General features: G+C 60.9%; 16 protein-coding genes. 6 read left to right on the forward strand and 10 right to left on the reverse strand.

All coding sequences use genetic code 11. The features are described from left to right. On the forward strand, window positions 1-495 hold a 495-nt coding region (locus BM364_RS18620; RefSeq protein WP_210186454.1), incomplete at its 5' end, for a hypothetical protein. A gap of 125 nt (window positions 496-620) precedes the next feature. Here BM364_RS18620 and BM364_RS16110 read toward each other — a convergent pair. Next, window positions 621-1055, reverse strand: coding sequence for an FKBP-type peptidyl-prolyl cis-trans isomerase (locus BM364_RS16110; protein WP_092426413.1), 435 nt, complete (start codon window positions 1053-1055; stop codon window positions 621-623). A gap of 297 nt (window positions 1056-1352) precedes the next feature. Between BM364_RS16110 and BM364_RS18895 the strand changes: the two genes are divergently transcribed. Further along, window positions 1353-1931, forward strand: coding sequence for a lytic transglycosylase domain-containing protein (locus BM364_RS18895; RefSeq protein ID WP_092426415.1), 579 nt, complete (start codon window positions 1353-1355; stop codon window positions 1929-1931). 70 nt (window positions 1932-2001) lie between these two features. Continuing rightward, the gene (blaOXA, locus tag BM364_RS16120; RefSeq protein WP_244542917.1) at window positions 2002-2808 is read left to right on the forward strand and encodes a class D beta-lactamase; all 807 of its coding nucleotides are present in this window, start codon (window positions 2002-2004) and stop codon (window positions 2806-2808) included. Window positions 2809-2819: 11 nt separating this feature from the next. On the opposite strand, the gene BM364_RS16125 is transcribed toward blaOXA, so the two are convergent. The 6 genes from BM364_RS16125 to BM364_RS16150 form a co-directional block, all read right to left on the reverse strand. Further along, window positions 2820-3857, reverse strand: coding sequence for an HD domain-containing phosphohydrolase (locus BM364_RS16125; RefSeq protein ID WP_092426416.1), 1038 nt, complete (start codon window positions 3855-3857; stop codon window positions 2820-2822). Window positions 3858-3964: 107 nt separating this feature from the next. Beyond that, window positions 3965-5242 (reverse strand): L-fuconate dehydratase, encoded by a 1278-nt coding sequence (locus BM364_RS16130; RefSeq protein ID WP_092426418.1) that lies wholly within the window; start codon window positions 5240-5242, stop codon window positions 3965-3967. Between the two features lie 158 nt (window positions 5243-5400). Then, on the reverse strand, window positions 5401-6132 hold the full coding sequence (locus BM364_RS16135; protein WP_092426420.1) for an SDR family oxidoreductase: 732 nt from the start codon (window positions 6130-6132) through the stop codon (window positions 5401-5403). Between the two features lie 155 nt (window positions 6133-6287). Beyond that, window positions 6288-7235 (reverse strand): ABC transporter substrate-binding protein, encoded by a 948-nt coding sequence (locus BM364_RS16140; protein ID WP_092426422.1) that lies wholly within the window; start codon window positions 7233-7235, stop codon window positions 6288-6290. Window positions 7236-7266: 31 nt separating this feature from the next. Continuing rightward, window positions 7267-8262, reverse strand: a complete 996-nt coding sequence (locus tag BM364_RS16145; RefSeq protein ID WP_092426424.1) for an ABC transporter permease — start codon at window positions 8260-8262, stop codon at window positions 7267-7269. Between the two features lie 179 nt (window positions 8263-8441). After that, window positions 8442-9983 carry a sugar ABC transporter ATP-binding protein gene (locus tag BM364_RS16150; protein ID WP_210186455.1) on the reverse strand — a complete coding sequence of 514 codons (1542 nt, stop codon included), beginning with the start codon at window positions 9981-9983 and terminating at the stop codon, window positions 8442-8444. A 166-nt stretch (window positions 9984-10149) separates the two neighbouring features. On the opposite strand from BM364_RS16150, the gene BM364_RS16155 reads away from it, so the two are divergent. Together BM364_RS16155 and BM364_RS16160 are read left to right on the forward strand one after the other, a co-directional pair. Then, a complete protein-coding gene (locus BM364_RS16155) occupies window positions 10150-10839 on the forward strand; it encodes a FadR/GntR family transcriptional regulator (RefSeq protein WP_092426426.1) in 690 nt (229 codons plus the stop codon). A gap of 101 nt (window positions 10840-10940) precedes the next feature. Next, window positions 10941-11930 carry an aldo/keto reductase gene (locus BM364_RS16160; protein WP_092426427.1) on the forward strand — a complete coding sequence of 330 codons (990 nt, stop codon included), beginning with the start codon at window positions 10941-10943 and terminating at the stop codon, window positions 11928-11930. A gap of 132 nt (window positions 11931-12062) precedes the next feature. On the opposite strand, the gene BM364_RS16165 is transcribed toward BM364_RS16160, so the two are convergent. Together BM364_RS16165 and rirA are read right to left on the reverse strand one after the other, a co-directional pair. Further along, window positions 12063-13874 (reverse strand): ABC-F family ATP-binding cassette domain-containing protein, encoded by a 1812-nt coding sequence (locus BM364_RS16165; RefSeq protein ID WP_092426429.1) that lies wholly within the window; start codon window positions 13872-13874, stop codon window positions 12063-12065. A 250-nt stretch (window positions 13875-14124) separates the two neighbouring features. Next, entirely contained in the window at window positions 14125-14616 is a 492-nt protein-coding gene (gene rirA, locus BM364_RS16170; RefSeq protein WP_092426431.1) for an iron-responsive transcriptional regulator RirA, read from the reverse strand. 192 nt (window positions 14617-14808) lie between these two features. Between rirA and BM364_RS16175 the strand changes: the two genes are divergently transcribed. Next, on the forward strand, window positions 14809-15123 hold the full coding sequence (locus BM364_RS16175) for an HU family DNA-binding protein (RefSeq protein WP_175528645.1): 315 nt from the start codon (window positions 14809-14811) through the stop codon (window positions 15121-15123). Here the strand turns inward: BM364_RS16175 and BM364_RS16180 are convergent. After that, window positions 15120-16328: an ROK family transcriptional regulator gene (locus BM364_RS16180; protein WP_139232611.1), complete on the reverse strand. Its 1209-nt coding sequence runs from the start codon at window positions 16326-16328 to the stop codon at window positions 15120-15122. The genes BM364_RS16175 and BM364_RS16180 overlap by 4 nt on opposite strands. Window positions 16329-16437 lie beyond the last annotated feature (109 nt).

Below are 16437 nucleotides of genomic sequence, written 5' to 3' on the forward strand. Positions count from 1 at the left end.
ACTGACCTTCACCCCAAAGGGCCGAACGTCGGTGAGGCAATCGCCCCGGATTTCCACCAACAAAACAAACCTGCATTCCGGTTGCCCGGCAGCACGCCCGCCCTGTCAGATTGCACCAATCAGTGGGAACAACTCAAAGCCGTTCACGTCGTCAGTGCCGCGGTATTTAGTGAAGGTTTAAATCACTGTCAACCGCTTTTTTCGATTTTCTTTTCGGTTCATTTTGAGCGTCCCGAGCTGAATTTCGAAACCACCGTCAAGTCAGATTACTCTATCTTTTCAGTAGCTTGCCGCAGTTCGCTGCGCCGTTTGGCGTCTCGCTCTGCAGCGGTGAGCGGGTTTCTAGTGGGGTCCCCGGTTCCTGTCAACAGCCCTTGCACAATCAATGTCAGATTTCTGTCGGAGCCAGGGGGTCGCACTGTGGATATCCGTCGCGAAAGCCCCCGCGTTGCTGGCATTTCTCACGTTATCCCCCTTGAGATCACCGCGTGGTGATCAAAAGAATGACCGAAACGCCAGTTCTGTGCGGCAATCAGCATCCCGATAACACTTCGCTTATGAAAAGGGAGCCCGGCCATCAGGCCGGGCTCTTAATGGACGCGGCAGAACGGGAACGCAGATCAGGCCGCCTTGACCTCAACGACTTCGACGTCGAACACCAGATCCTGGCCCGCCAGTGGATGGTTGGCGTCCACCGTCACACTTGCATCATCGAGTGCGACCACCGAGATCGGCACAAGCCCGCCATCTGCGGTGCGAGCCTGGAGCTTGCTGCCGACGGCCAGATCGAGCCCGGTCGGGATCTTGCTGCGATCAAGGGTTTGGACGGCATCTTCGCGGCGCTTGCCATAGGCCTGGTCACAAGGAATGGTCACCGTGCTCTTGTCGCCTTCGGCCATGCCTTCGACATGGGCTTCGAGCCCACGGATGACCTGGCCGGCGCCAAGGGTGAATTCAAGAGGGGCGCGCCCGTCGTTGGAATCGAACTGGGTGCCGTCAACAAGACGACCGGAATAGTTGATGCGCACGAGGTCGCCGGACTTGGCTGTGGTCATGGCTCAAACCTTTCGGGGTTTTTTCTTGCGGTTCTTAGAACCTGTCTCAGTCTGTCGTATGCGCGCTCGGCCCGGAGGGCTTTTGGCCGAGGCAGCCAATGCTGCAGATGTGGATGATGCACACGACGGCGATTGACCCAATGTAGGGACGAATTCCCCCATGTAAAGGTTTGCGGAAGAATTGGCTGCTAAGCGATCACGATTGTCATAACATGGCGGTGAGCCGCAGTTCTGCCATCAAGGCGCCGCGATGATCCCATATATGCCTTGATCTGCACTTTCAGAGGAATTCCATTCATGACGGTACGGACACTCCCACTGGCGGGAACGATGGCGCTGGCGGTGATCTTGTCCGGCTGTTCCATGGCGGGCATCAAGCCCTTGCCGGGCAACAAGTCGGCTAGCGCGGCTATTGCCTCGCTTGCGCCCGAGGGGCCGACAGCAACTCCGGCGGGCCATGTTCCCAAAGCCGCGAATGTGCCGCGCGCTGCGTCCGAGGTGTTGCTGGGTTTTGCCCAGAGCGAACGCGGATCGCTTGATGGACTGATCTCGCACTATTCCAATGCTTACGGTGTGCCGGAGAGTTTGGTCCGTCGCGTCATCGTGCGGGAAAGTGGCTATAATCCTGCGGCGCGCAATGGACCCTATTATGGGTTGATGCAGATCAGCCACGCAACCGCGCGGGGCATGGGCTATGGCGGCGAGGCCGCCGGTCTGCTCGATGCGGAAACCAATCTGCGGTTCGCCGTGCGTTATCTCGCTGGCGCCTATGTGACCGCCGGTGGCAATCCTGACCGCGCCGTGCAGTTCTATGCCCGCGGCTACTACTATGATGCCAAGCGCCAGGGCGTTCTTGAGAAGTCGGGGCTGCGCTAGGCGACTATCGACGACGGCTCTATTCTACGCCCCGCGTAAGGCAGAGTTGTATTTGCGAAAGAGTTCTACCTTGCGGCTGACTGTTGCCCTCTTCGCGCTTCTGGCCACATTGTCGGCTCCGGCGCAGGCGCGCGATATCTGCACCCTTGTTGCCGATGCGGCAACGCGCACGATTTTGCTTCAGCAAGGGGATTGCGAGACCCGCGTCACCCCGGCCTCGACCTTCAAACTGCCGCTGGCCATCATGGCGTGGGACACCGGGATCATCACCGCGCCCACCGCCCCCAAATTACCGTTCAAGCCAGGCTATACCGACTGGGGCGGAGCCGCATGGCAGCAGGATACGGATCCCGCCATGTGGATGAAACACTCCACCGTCTGGTTCTCCCAGCGCCTCGCCGAACAATTGGGCGCACAGAAGCTTGCCGCTTACGCGCAAAGCTTTGGGTATGGCAATGCCGATTTCTCGGGAGACGCGGGCAAGAACAACGGGCTTGAGCGATCCTGGATTTCCTCTTCGCTCAAAATCTCTCCCCTTGAGCAGGCAAGCTTTCTTGCAGCTCTTGTTCAGGGCAAGCTGCCGGTTTCGCCGGGCGCAATGTCCGGCGCTATGGCGCTCGTTCAGCAGGGCGGCGAGAGCGCCGGCTGGTCATTGCAGGGGAAAACCGGCTCTGCTTATCCACGCCTCGCCAATGGCGACTTCGACCGAACGCAGGGCTGGGGCTGGTATGTCGGATGGGCCGAAAAGTCAGGACAACGGCTGGTTTTCGTCAGGCTGGCCCAGGACGAGCAGCGGCACGAAGTAACGGGCGGACTGCGTGCACAACAGAAACTGTTGGTTGATTGGCCTGCCCTGATCGCAGCGTCCGGATTTTGAGTCCGACCCTTTCACGCCGCCAGTTTATCCTGCGTCATGATTGCGCAGATTTGTGACCACTGCGCCTTGAAGGACGCGACGCAACCGGGATCGAAATGCGTGCCGGAGCAGCGCATGATCTCGGCATAGGCTTCATTGACCGGCCAGGCGCGCTTGTAAGGGCGCTCGGAGCAAAGAGCATCGAAAACGTCGGCCAGCGCGACGATGCGCGCCTCGATCGGGATCGCTTCGCCTGCAAGACGATAGGGATAGCCTGACCCATCCCAGCGTTCATGATGGCTCTGGGCGATCAACTCGGCGGTGCGGATCAGATCGCTGTCGGCATCGGCAAGAATACGCGCACCGATATTGACGTGCTCGCGCATAGCCGCCCTTTCCTCGGGCGTAAACTTGCCGGGCTTGTTAAGAATTGCATCGGAAATGCCGATCTTGCCGATATCGTGGAGCGGTGCCGCAAGGTAGATCATGCGGGCGTGCTCGGCGGAAAGCCCAAGCCCCTCAGCGATGACCTGACAGATCTGCGCGACGCGCGACACATGCTCGCCCGTGTCTCCATCACGATATTCGATTGCCCGGGCAAGCCGCCAGATGATCTCTTCCTCGCGAGCGAGGAGGTGAGCCGTGGCGCGCTGGACCTCACGCGCCAACTGATTGGCGTGATTGGCGAGTTCCACCTGGGCGCGGCGCAGCGCCAGGAGATTGGTGACACGCGCCTGCAGCTCGATCGGGTCAAAGGGCTTGGTCAGAAAGTCATTGGCACCGGCGCGGATGGCCTCGATGCGCACTGCCTTATCGATATCGGAGGTCACCATGATCATGGGCACGCTGCGATAGGCTGGCCGCAGCCGCAGCGCCTGGGTGAACTCGATGCCGTCCATTTCCGGCATCACATGGTCGACAAGTACCAGATCGTATTGCCGGGCGGCGCAGAGATCGAGCGCTTCGAGAGGATGGAGACAGAGTTCAACTTCGTCCCTGGCGATCTCGCACACGATGGACCCCAATAGAGCAAGGCTCGATCGGCTATCATCAACAATCAAGATATGCACAGATCGCCCCCCGGCACTATTGCAGGGCGATAGTATGGATAAGCTCTTATCCGAAACTTAATTCAGTTCAGTCTCGGCGGCGCAGTTTTTCGATGGTTTACAGTCATTTACGCAAATGGCTCGAAACGATTGGCAGCAATGGAAGCAGGCTTCATTTCGATCGAAAAACCCGGCTGTTCCGGGGGCATATAGGCGGCATTGCTGATGCGGCAGGGATCAAGAAAATGCTCGTGCAGGTGGTCGACATACTCGATCACGCGGCCCTCTTTTGTTCCGGAGACGACGAGATAGTCGATCATCGACAGATGCTGCACATATTCGCAGAGGCCAACGCCGCCGGCATGGGGCCAGACTGCCTTCTTGTATTTTGCGGCCATGAGCAGGACCGCGAGCACTTCGTTGAGGCCACCGATGCGGCAGGCATCGATCTGCACGATGTCGATAGCATCGCGCGTAATGAACTGCTTGAAGAGGATCCGGTTCTGGCACATTTCGCCGGTTGCGACCTTTACTGGTGCAACAGCTTCGCGGATCTTGCGATGGCCTTCGACATCGTCGGGGCTCGTCGGCTCCTCGATGAAATAGGGATCAAAGCGTTTGAGCGCATTGACCCAGTCGATCGCCTGGTCGACCTCCCAGACTTGGTTGGCGTCGATCATCAGATAGCGGTCCGGCCCCATGATGGAGCGGACGATCTCGAGACGGCGGATGTCGTCGGCAAGATCACGGCCGACCTTCATTTTGATGTGGGTGAAGCCTCCGGCGACAGCGTCTGTGGCAAGTCGCGTCAGCTTCTCGTTTGAGTAGCCGAGCCAGCCGGCCGATGTCGTATAGCAGCGATAACCTTCCGCCCGCAGTGTCGATATGCGCTTTGCCTTGCCGGGCTCGGCGGCCTTGAAGATGGCAAGCGCTTCTTCGGGCGTGATGGCATCGGTTAGATAGCGGAAATCGATGATCGAAACGAGCTGCTCAGGGCTCATCTCGGCAACATAGAGCCAGACCGGCTTGCCCGCGCGCTTGGCAAGCAGATCCCACACCGCATTCACCACGGCACCGGTCGCCAGATGCATTGCGCCCTTGTCCGGGCCGATCCAGCGCAGCTGGCTGTCGCCGGTCACATGGCGCCAGAAGCGGCTGGGATTTTCTTCGATCCAATCGAGATCGAGGTCTTGGACGCGATAGGCGAGCGCCTGGATGGCGGCGCAGACGACTTCATTGCCGCGGCCGATGGTGAAGGTAAGGCCATGGCCTTCAAGATCGCCATCCGTGCCGAGGATGACATAGGCGGCTGAATAGTCCGGGTCCGGATTCATGGCGTCGGAACCATCGAGCGAAGCCGAGGTCGGGAAGCGCAGGTCGTGGGTAGTGAGGGTAATGATTTTCATTCTTCTGATCTCCAAGCCCCCTCACCCGTCTCGGCCTTCGGCCGATCCACCCTCTCCCCGAGAGGGAGAGGAAAAGAGGGCACCGCGTCGAGTTGTGCGCCGGCACTGTTCTTCTCCCTCTCGGGGAGAAGGTGGCGCAACGCGCCGGATGGGGGGCCTTAGGCCGTCCAGCCGCCGTCGATGATGTGGACCTGCCCCGTTGTGTAGGTCGCGCCGGCAAGATAGACCGCCAGGTCCGCCACTTCCTCCGGCCGCGCAATGCGGCCGATCGGCTGGCGGGCGATAAAGGCCTTCTTGGCGCCCTCGAAATCGCCGGTGGCGTGCCAGCGATCATGCAGGCTCGGCGACTCGACCGTGCCGGGGCAGATGGCGTTCACGCGGATATTGCTGGTGGTGTAATCGGCGGCGATCGACTTGGTGAGGCCAACAACGGCGGCCTTGGAGATCGTATAAGCGGCGCGATTTGGCACGCCTTTGATCGATGAGGCCACCGTTGCCATGTTGATGATGGCGCCGTCCTTGCGCTCGAGCATCTGCGGCAAAACGGCCTTGATCGTCCGCACCTGTGCCCGGACGTTGAGATCGAGCGCATAATCGAGATCGCGATCACTCATCTCCAGCACCGTACCGGAATGAACGACGCCCGCACAGTTGAACAGCACATCGATCCGGCCGGTCTCCGCCACGGCCTCGGCAACGGCCGCATCGGAAAGAACATCGAGGACGCGGGTGGTAATCCCTCTCGTGCCATCGAGTTCGCTGAGCTTGTCTTGGTTGATATCGGTCGCGATCACCTCTGCCCCGGCACGGGCAAAGGCGCGGGCCGAAGCCTCGCCGATCCCTTGCGCCGCGGCGGTGATGAAGACGATCTTTCCGGTAAGGTCAGGCATGAATGGTCCGCGTTCAGGTTCTGTTACTCCTCTCCCCCGAGGGGAGAGGGTTGGGGTGAGGGGTTCAGCGTCCCGGCAAGACCGAAGCACTGAACCCCTCACCCGATGCTTTGCATCGACCTCTCCCCTCAGGGGAGAGGTGAGCGAAGGGCGGCTCAGTCGTAAAGCACGGCCGCGATTTCGGGGTCGGCCATGTTGGAGGCGTCGTAGTAGAAAAAGCCCGTGTCGATCACTTCGGGCAGGGTTTCGCCATTGAGCGCGCCGATGGCGGCCTTGACGGTTTCATAGCCGATGCCGACCGGGTTCTGGGTGATGGCGCCAGCCATGACGCCGGAGGTGATCATGCCTTTCTGGGCCGCACCGGAGTCAAAACCGATGACCACGATGTCGCTGCCGAGTTCGGTCTTGCCATTGGCAACGCCGATGGCCGAGCCTTCATTGGCACCGAAAATGCCCTTGAGATCGGGATTTGCGAGCAGGATCGACTTGGTGATCTCGGTCGATTGCAGTTGGTCGCCGGCACCATACTGGACAGTGACGACTTCGATGTTGGGATGGGCTTCGGCCATGCGATTGACGAAGCCGTCGACGCGATCGATGCCGGTGCGGCTCGTCTGATCGTGCGCAACGACGGCAACCTTGCCCTCGTCGCCGATCAGTTCGGCCATCTTGTCGGCCGCAAGAGCGGCTGCGGCGACATTGTCGGTTGTGGCGGTCGAAAGCGGAATGTCGCTGTCCACGCCGCTATCGAATGCGATGATCGGAATGCCGGCATCGGCAGCCTGCTGCAGAAGCGGCACGGCGGCCTGGCTGTCGAGCGCGGCAAATCCGATCGCGTCGGGCTGGCGCGAGAGGGCTGCGGCCAGCATGTCCATCTGCCGGTCGACCTGGCTTTCGCTTTCCGGGCCTTCGAATGTGACATTGGCGCCGAACTCTGCCGCGGCCTTGTCGGCACCAGCTTTCACGGCCTGCCAGAACTGATGCTGGAAGCCTTTCGAGATCATGGCGATATCGTATGTGTCCTGTGCAAAGGACGGGGTGCCTGCGCTGGCGAGCATGGCCAGGGCGCTGATGGCCCCAAGCAGGTGACGGCGGTTGAGCATGGTTTCCTCCCAAATGCTACGGTGAATTCTTTCAGAGCGTCCGGCGCCGCAGGATATCGGCATAGACGGCGAGAATGATGATGCAGCCGGTCACAACCGTCTGCCATTCCTGCGCCACCGACAGGATCCTGAGGCCATTGGCCAGAACGGAGATAATAAGCGCGCCGATCAGGGTGCCGAGGATCGTGCCGCGGCCGCCCGAAAGGGAGGTGCCGCCGATGACGACCGCCGCGATCGCGTCGAGTTCGTAGCCCTGGCCAAGCGCGGGCTGGGCCGAGTTGAGCCGGCTTGCAATCAACACCCCGGCAACGCCGACAATGCCGCCTGCCATGGCATAGACCCCGATCTTCCAGCGGTCGACATTCACACCGGAAAGCCGCACCGCCTCTTCGTTCGAGCCAAGAGCAAACGTGTAGCGGCCCAATGCCGTCTTGCCGAGCACGAAGGCGGCGAGCAGCGCCACAGCAAAGAGGATCATCACTCCATTGGGCACCGGCACGGCCGGAAAGACCTGGCCGACCACCGAGCCTAATGCGATCTGATTGAAGCCGGGTGTGTCGTTGAAATAGATCGGTCGCGTGCCCGAAATCACCAAGGAAAGTCCCTTGAGGATCAGCATCATTCCCAAGGTGGCGATAAAAGGCGGCACCTTGAGCTTGGCGATCACCGTGCCCGAAACCAGTCCGCTTGCGGTACCGGCGAGAATGGCGCCGAGAATGCCGAGCGGCATGGGCAGTCCCCAATAGGTGAGGATCACGCCGGCGATCACGGCACAAAAGGTCATCAGCGTCCCGACCGAAAGATCGATGCCGCCAGTGATGATCACCAGCGTCGCAGCGATAGCGAGAACGCCATTGACCGAGGTCGCCTGCAGGATTGCCAGGATGTTCTGGGTCTGCATGAAATTGGGCGAAGCCAATGAAAAGGCCACGACCAGAGCGATCAGGCCGGAAAAGGCGAGGAGCCGATGGAAAGCGCCGGAAATGCGCGGGCCGGTCTTGACGGCGGGGGCTGCGGTGTCGGTCATGCTAGTTGCCCTTTGAGCTCATTGCCGTGGTTCCTGCGTCCCCTCTCCCTTTGGGGGAGAGGGTCAGGGTGAGGGGGCCTTTTGGCAGGCATTGAAGCAAGGCCCCCTCGCCCGGCGCTACGCGCCGACCTCTCCCCCAGAGGGAGAGGCGAAGAAGGGCCCGCTGCGAGAAGAATGCATCACCCCGCATGACGCACCTGCATTGCCGGTTCGCGCAATGTCGCAAGGCGCATGATCTCTTCCTGGCTCGCGCCGCCGGGCAGGATGCCGGTCAGGCGCCCTTCGCACATGACGGCGATGCGATGGCTGAGGCGGAGCACTTCGGGGAGTTCCGATGAAATGACAATGATCGCCTTACCCTCTGCCGCAAGCCCATTGAGGAGCTTGTAGATCTCGGACTTGGCGCCAACATCGATGCCGCGGGTGGGCTCGTCAAAGATCAGGATGTCGCAATCGCGCAGGAGCCATTTGGCAATCACCACTTTTTGCTGATTGCCGCCAGACAGGAGTCGGGCCTCCTGCGTGTCACTGGGCGTCTTGATCGCAAGCGTGCGGATATAAGCTACCGCTTCCTTCTGCATGCCGGCTTCATCGAGCACGCCGCCGGGCCCGGTAAAACGCGGGAGACTGGCAAGGGCGATGTTGTTGCGGACGTCGAGCCCGATGGCGAGACCAAAATGTTTGCGGTCTTCCGAGAGATAGCCGATCCCAGCAGCCACCGCGTCTTTGGGCGAAGCAATCCCAACGCGCTTGCCATGCACCCATACCTCGCCGCTTTCGCGCCGGTCGGCACCGAAGATGGCACGTGCGACTTCCGTCCGCCCTGCCCCCATCAGCCCCGCGAAACCCAGAATTTCGCCTCGCCGAACCGAAAAGCTCACATCCCGGATCTCGCGTCCACGATTGAGGTTCTTGACCTCTAGGGCAACCGGGGCAGCAGCCGTGTTGGGAATAGCCAGCGTTTCCGCCGAAAGCGTCCGCCCCACCATCATGGAAATGATGGTTTCGATCGGCGTGTCGGCAGCCCGAACCGTGCCGACATATTCGCCATCGCGCATGATGGTGACGCGATCGGCAATGCGCTTGATCTCGTCCATCTTGTGCGAAATGTAAACAATGCCCACACCCTCCGCCTTGAGGCGGTTGATGATGGCAAAGAGCTCGGCGATCTCAGCATCGTTCAGCGCCGCTGTCGGTTCGTCCATGATCAGGACCCGCGAACGATAGGAGAGCGCCTTGGCGATCTCGACCATTTGCTGCTTGGCGATGGTCAGCGTCTCGACCTTGAATGTGGGATCGAGCCGCAGGTTCATCGATGCGAAGATCGCCGCCGCATCGCGATTGAGCCGGCCCTCGTCGAGAATGCCGAAGCGGCGGGGCTCGCGGCCGATAAAAATGTTCTGCGCCGCCGTCAGGTCGCGCATCAGCGCCAGTTCCTGATGAATGATGCCGATGCCCAGATCCTGCGCCTGTCTGGGCGAGGTGATCTCGACCGGCTGCCCATTGAGCAGCACCGTGCCGCCGTCCCGGCTATAAACGCCGGACAGAATCTTCATCAGGGTGGATTTCCCCGCGCCATTCTCGCCCATCAGCGCATGCACTTCACCAGGCAGCAGTTCGAAACGCGCCTTGGCCAGCGCGCGCACGCCGGGAAATGATTTGTCGATATCGGTCATCTCGACCAGCGGACCAGGTGCCCCCGAACCGACTTCAGCGCTCATCGCCATCCTCCCTCTTCCTGCCGCTTCTCTTGCCGGACGCGGTGCAGGACGATGGCGAAAGAGAATGGCAAATCGGCTTGGCTGTCAAGTGGTCAGACCAGTGGACAGCTAAGCTGCCGAAGGCTATGGGTTGAGCGTGAGCCTGGAGCGCAGGCCGAGGGAGAATATGAAGCTTCAGGCCGTTTCCAATCGCAAGCTCTACATCCAGATCGCCGATCAAATCCGCGATCAGATTCTGGCGGGCGCCGTAGAACCGGGACGGCAATTGCCTTCGGAGCGGGACCTTGCGCTTAATCTCGGCGTATCACGGCCGACCGTGCGCGAGGCGTTGATCGCGCTTGAAGTTGCTGGCTTTGTCGAGGTCCGAGTCGGCGTCGGCGCCTTTGTTCGCGATCAGGGCAAAGTTGGCGCGTTGCCTGATGAGGGTCACTCCCCGCTCGAGATCATGCAGGTCCGGCGGCTGCTTGAGCCCGAGGCTGCGGCTCTCGCCGCGCAAACCATTTCGCCGGAAAGCACAGCGCGACTTGGCGAAACCATTCGTCGCATGCAGGCCGAATCGGCGGGCCAGAAGTGGTCCCCGGACAGTGATCGCATGCTCCACATGACCATTGCCGAGGCTTCGGGCAATTCCATGCTGCGCGAAGTTCTGGACCTGTTGTGGAACTCGCGGTCCGAAGATGTCGACACACGCTTTCACGAACACCTGGCCGACATGGCGGAGGTGCGCGAGCGGATTTTTGGGGATCACAGCCGGATTGTGGGCGCCATTGTCTCGGGCAATCGGGAAACCGCCCGTTCAGCGATGGCGGACCATCTCGATTTTGTTACCGCCGCCATGCTGCAAGCCTGGGATTGAAGCGGGTCGCGCCGCGCTCCATCTTCCATACATGATGGTGACAAAAAGCCTCCGAGCGCGTTAAAGCTCTGGGCAAGCCTATCTATCCCGAAGGAAAAGCGATGAAGACGCATCTGCCGACACGAAAATTTGGCCTGACCGGAATGGCGATTACCCGCGTTGGCATCGGCGCCTGGGCGATGGGCGGCAACATGTGGGGACCTCAGGATGATGCTGACTCTGCCGCAGCGATCCGCCACGCCATCGAGCGCGGCATCAACTGGATCGATACCGCAGCAGTTTACGGCAATGGCCATTCCGAGACCGTGATCGGCAAAACGCTCGCCGATATTCCCGCCAGCGAACGACCCTTTGTGTTCACCAAGGGCGGCATCGTGCGCGACGAGAATGGACAGAACCCGCGGCGCATCGGCGAGCGCAATCACCTGCGTACCGAGCTTGAAAACTCGCTGAAGCGTCTCGGACTGGACGTGATCGATCTTTATCAGCTGCACTGGCCATCCGACGATGTGCCGCTCGAAGAGTATTGGTCCAATATGCTTGAGCTCAAGAAAGAGGGCAAAGTTCGCCATGTCGGGCTCTCCAATCACGACGAGACGCAGCTGGCGCGAGCAGAGGCGCTCGGGCATGTCGAAACCCTGCAGCCGCCTTTTTCCATGATCCGGCGCGAGACGGGCGAAAAGATCCTGCCCTGGTGCGCCGAACATGGTACCGGCGTTATTTGCTACAGCCCCATGCAGGCAGGACTTCTGACCGGAACAATGACGGCCGAGCGGGTTTCAGCCATGCCGGACAATGACTGGCGCAAAAACAGCCCAGAGTTCCAGGGCGACAAGTTGAGGGCCAATCTGGCTCTGGCTGAACGGCTGAAGCCTATAGCGGAGCGGCACGGCACCAGCGTTTCCAGTGTGGCTCTGGCCTGGTGTCACGCGTGGCCGGGCTTGACCGCAACAATCGTCGGCGCCCGCTCGCCGGCACAGGTCGATGGCTGGCTCGATGCAGCGAGCCTTGACCTCAACACAGAAGATCTCAATGAAATCGCGCGGGCGATCGAGGAGACTGGCGCCGGTCAGGGGCCGGCGAAGGGCTGAAGCGCGTCTTCGCAAGAACGGAGGACATCCGCGCTGAAATGGTTGCCGGGTTCATCCCGGCAAACAGGTGTCGGACGCAGGGAATCACCGGAAGGGGGGCGGTGGGTGACGGCGGATAAACGCGCTGGCGCCCTAGCCCTCTATTTCTTCCCTCAGCATCTCCAGTTCCAGCCACTGCTCCTCGGCGCTTGCCTTTTTCATCGCCAAATCGCCAAGCGATTTCGAATCCCTGGCGAATCCATTGGGATCGCGTGTGTAATAATTGGCCTCGGCAAGGCGACTGTTGATGGCAGCCATCTCCTTGTCGAGCTTTTCGATATCCTTGGGCAGGGTTTCAAGCGCATGCTTTTCCTTGAAGCTGAGCTTGCGCTTGGATGATGAGGCGACGGTTGAGGTGCCTGCCTTGGCCTTTGGAGCGGGCGCGGCTTTTTCCACTACCCTTGCCGAAACTCCAGCTCCGCGCTGGGCCACCATGTCCGAGTACCCGCCGGCATATTCGAGCCAGTTGCCATTGCCTTCGGCCATGATGATCGAGGTCGCGACACGGTCTAGAAAGTCACGGTCGTGGCTGACGACGATGACGGTGCCGGAGTAATCCGAAACCATTTCCTCAAGAAGATCGAGGGTTTCAAGATCGAGGTCGTTGGTCGGCTCGTCGAGCACCAGAACGTTGGACGGCAGCGCAAGCGCGCGCGCCAGAGCAACGCGCGCGCGCTCGCCGCCCGAGAGCTTGCCGATAGGTGTGTTGGCTTGTTCGGGACTGAAAAGGAAGTCCTTCATGTAGCCCACGACATGCTTGTTTTCGCCATTGATCTTGAGCGTGTCGCTGCCCCCGCCCGTCAGGGCATCGCGCAACCGCGTTTCGGGATCGAGCCGGGCGCGGCCCTGGTCGAGCATGGCCAGTTCGATTGCTGAACCGAGCTTGATCGTACCACTATCGGGCTCGAGAAGGCCGTTAAGCATCTTGATCAGAGTGGTCTTGCCCGCGCCGTTTGGTCCCACAAGACCGACGCGATCGCCGCGCAGCACGCGGGTGGAAAAGTCACGCACGACGGCTTTGGCGCCGAAGCTCTTGGAGATGTTTTCTGCTTCCACCACCAGCGCGCCAGAGGTGCGACCTTCGGTGACCTGCATATTGACCGTGCCGGTTGCGCGGCGCTGGTCGCGGCGCTCCTGACGCAGGCCGGCGAGCCGTTCGAGACGGCCCACATTGCGCTTGCGGCGCGCGGTAACGCCATAGCGCAGCCAGTGCTCTTCGCGCACGATCTGCCGATCGAGCTTGTGCCGGTCCTTTTCTTCCTGCTCCAACACCTCGTCACGCCAGGCCTCGAAGGAGCCGAAGCCCTTTTCGATCCGGCGGGTGACCCCACGATCAAGCCAGACGGTCGAGCGGCTGAGATCGGTCAGAAACCGGCGGTCGTGGCTGATCAGCACCATGGCCGAGCGCATGGCGTCGAGTTCGCCCTGCAGCCATTCGATGACCGGCAGATCGAGGTGGTTGGTCGGCTCATCGAGCAGCAAGACGTCCGGCTGTGGGGCAAGCACGCGTGCGAGCGCTGCCCGGCGCCCCTCCCCACCCGAGAGCGTCCTGGGATTTTCCCTGCCGGTCAGCCCCAGGGCTTCCAACAGGTATTGAGCCCGGTATTCATCGTCTCCCGGTGCTAGTCCAGCTTCCACATAGGCAAGCGTTGTCTCATAGGCTGATAGATCCGGCTCCTGCGGCAGGTAGCGGATGGTGGCGCTCGGTTCGGCGAAGCGCTTACCGCCATCCTGCTGCACAAGCCCGGCGGCAATCTTGAGCAGGGTCGACTTTCCCGATCCGTTACGTCCCACAAGCGCGATGCGTTGACCAGGCGAAACGATCAGCTCGGCCGATTCCAGCAATTGCGTGCCGCCGAAGGTGAGCTGGACATTTTGAAGAGAAAGGAGCGGTGGGGCGGCCATTGGCAAAGTCCGGTAGGGTTCGCGCGGGATAGAGCATAGGCCCGGACGCAGATCAATCGGTGTAGCGGAAAAGCAAAGAGGCCGATCAGGACGTTGAGGATCCTGATCGGCCCGGGGAGACGGCAGCAGCAAGCCCCGTCGTCAGATTGGCGCTGCTGCCCACAGGCCCCACGGGGCGGCTGCGCCATGCCCCCTATCAACCATGCTCAAAGTTGATTATCAAACTCATATTTGAACGGCAATCCGATATTTAGGCGGCTACAATTTTATCTACAATGTCGCCATCGGCATTGGCGTTCACAGCCTCGGCGGTCGTCAGACCCAGGCGCTCACGAATCGAGCGCTTCTTGGCCGCAAGATCGGCGATCGAGTAGCTGGCCAATACCTCGAAAAAGGCGCCAAGCGCTTCACGCAACGCGCCGTTGAGATCGCATTCGCCAATCAGCGGGCAATCGGCACCTTCTTCGAAGCACTCGGCCAACGCGAAATTTTCTTCAGTGAGACGGATCGTATCGAGCAGGGTGATATCAGCCGCGGGCTTGCCGAGCTTGATACCGCCATGGCGCCCGCGCACGGTCTGCAGCAGACCATTTTCCACCAGCGGCTTTATCAGCTTGAACAGAAACAACTCGGAAATGCCATAGGCCCGCGCGATCTCGGCGACGCGGCTGAGGCCCGGCTCGTTCACAGCGCAATAGACCAGAGTGCGGATGGCATAATTGGATTGGCGAGTCAGTCTCACGAGCGAACGATTCCCTATGTGAAGTCGATAGCGGGCCGGTGCTCGGACCCATCCTTGGCATGCGCACACATTATAACCATTCTAAAAAATGTCAAACTCAATGTTGAACGATTTGATCAGGTTTGCTTCACGAAAACCCGACTGGACAGCTATTTAACTTCGGATTAAGAAATTATTTGGAGGAGGCTTGCAGTGTCCAACACAGTCACAAGAGCAGACATCGGCACAGCGGCAAGCGAAGCGACCGGTCTGGCCAAAAGCGATGTCACAGCAATCGGTCAGCGGATGTTCGAGTTGATCGGCGAGGCGCTGAAGGCGGGTGAGACCGTGAAGCTGACCGGCTTCGGCACCTTGCAGGTGCGTTCGCGCGCCGAGCGCGTGGGGCGCAACCCACGCACCGGAACCGAGCACCGGATCACGCCGCGCCACACGGTGATCTTTACCCCAAGCGCCAGGCTTCGCGAGGCGCTGGGTGGATTGACTGCAAATGGAGCGGACGCGGTTTAGTCGCGCTGATGGAGCAGGCTGCGGGAGAAATAGCGCCTGTAAAGCGGTAGTTCCGCCGCACCGAGGGCGGGCGCCAAGCGGCCGACGTGACCTCTCACGACCTTAGTTTCGTGCCGCACCGGAAGCGCCGCGAAATGGGCTGCCACGCGCTCGACCAGCCGCTCCGTGATCAGCTCGGGCAGGATGGTGTCGACCACGATCAGCCCCGCTTCGATCACCGCGCTCGTGTTATGCACAACGAGCGCCATGGCTTCGGCGCAGTCTTCGATCCATAATCCAACGACCGCCTCGATCGCTGGCCAGTCCCAACTCTCCGGATCGTTCCAGTCCAGTGCAAACCCGGCCGCGCGCAGCCTCGCGGTCAGAACCGCAACCGAGGCCACGCTGTGGGCCGGCTTCAATCCCTGTTCGCCCGCAACCACGAGCATGGAGCCAAGATCGACCGAGTGGCCAGATCCGCCCTGCCACAGGCGTCCTTCCCCCAGCACCCCCGCAGCAAGATAGGTCGAGACCAGGAGATAGACGAAAGTACCAGGCCGGGGGGAAGGCTGGGCGATCAGTTCCGCCCAGCAAGCCGCATTGCCATCGTTGAAGAGCGTCACGTCGAGCTCCGTCAACCGGCTCAACTCGTCGGCAAAGAGAGTCTGCGTTGGACCACTCTTGCTGCCCGCTTCGGACGAGAGCGGTGCAAGGGCTGAATGGATGGTGCCGGGACAGCAAACTCCGATATCGTCGAGGCGCTCGCGCTGCTCAGGACTCCAGTCGCAAGTCAGTTCCGCAATGATGGAAGCAAGGCGCGGCGCCAGTGCGCTGAGATCGGCTTCCTCGTAAAGGACGTGGCGATGGGCAACCACCTCCACGCCCAGATTGATGATCATGATATCGGCATGGCGCCAGCCAAGTTCTATGCCGATCGAATAGGCGCCGGACGCTTTGAGAAAGATCGGCGTTGCCGGCTGGCCTCGCCGCCCGCGCAGGACTTCGCCGCGCTCGATCAGCCCCGCTCCCTCGATCTCCGTCAATATGGCGGACACAGTTTGCGGGGCGAGACCGGAAATCCTTGCGATTTCCGCATTCGAGAGGCCAGGATTGATCGCGACGACCGTCAGCACAGCCCGTTCATTGGCCAGACGCAGTCCATGATGCTGCAGCCCGCGGGAGCCGAGGTCGAACAGGTCAATGGTCGGCACGTCCGGCTCAGTCACGCGTCTTTCCAGCAATCGAGATCTGCTCGCAGGCGAATGGGCCTGCCCCACTAACGGAGCAGGCGCCACATTTATCCTTAACCGGAGGTTACCGTTCGCGCCAAGAGCG

The organism is Devosia crocina (assembly GCF_900116545.1).
Lineage (GTDB): Bacteria > Pseudomonadota > Alphaproteobacteria > Rhizobiales > Devosiaceae > Devosia > Devosia crocina.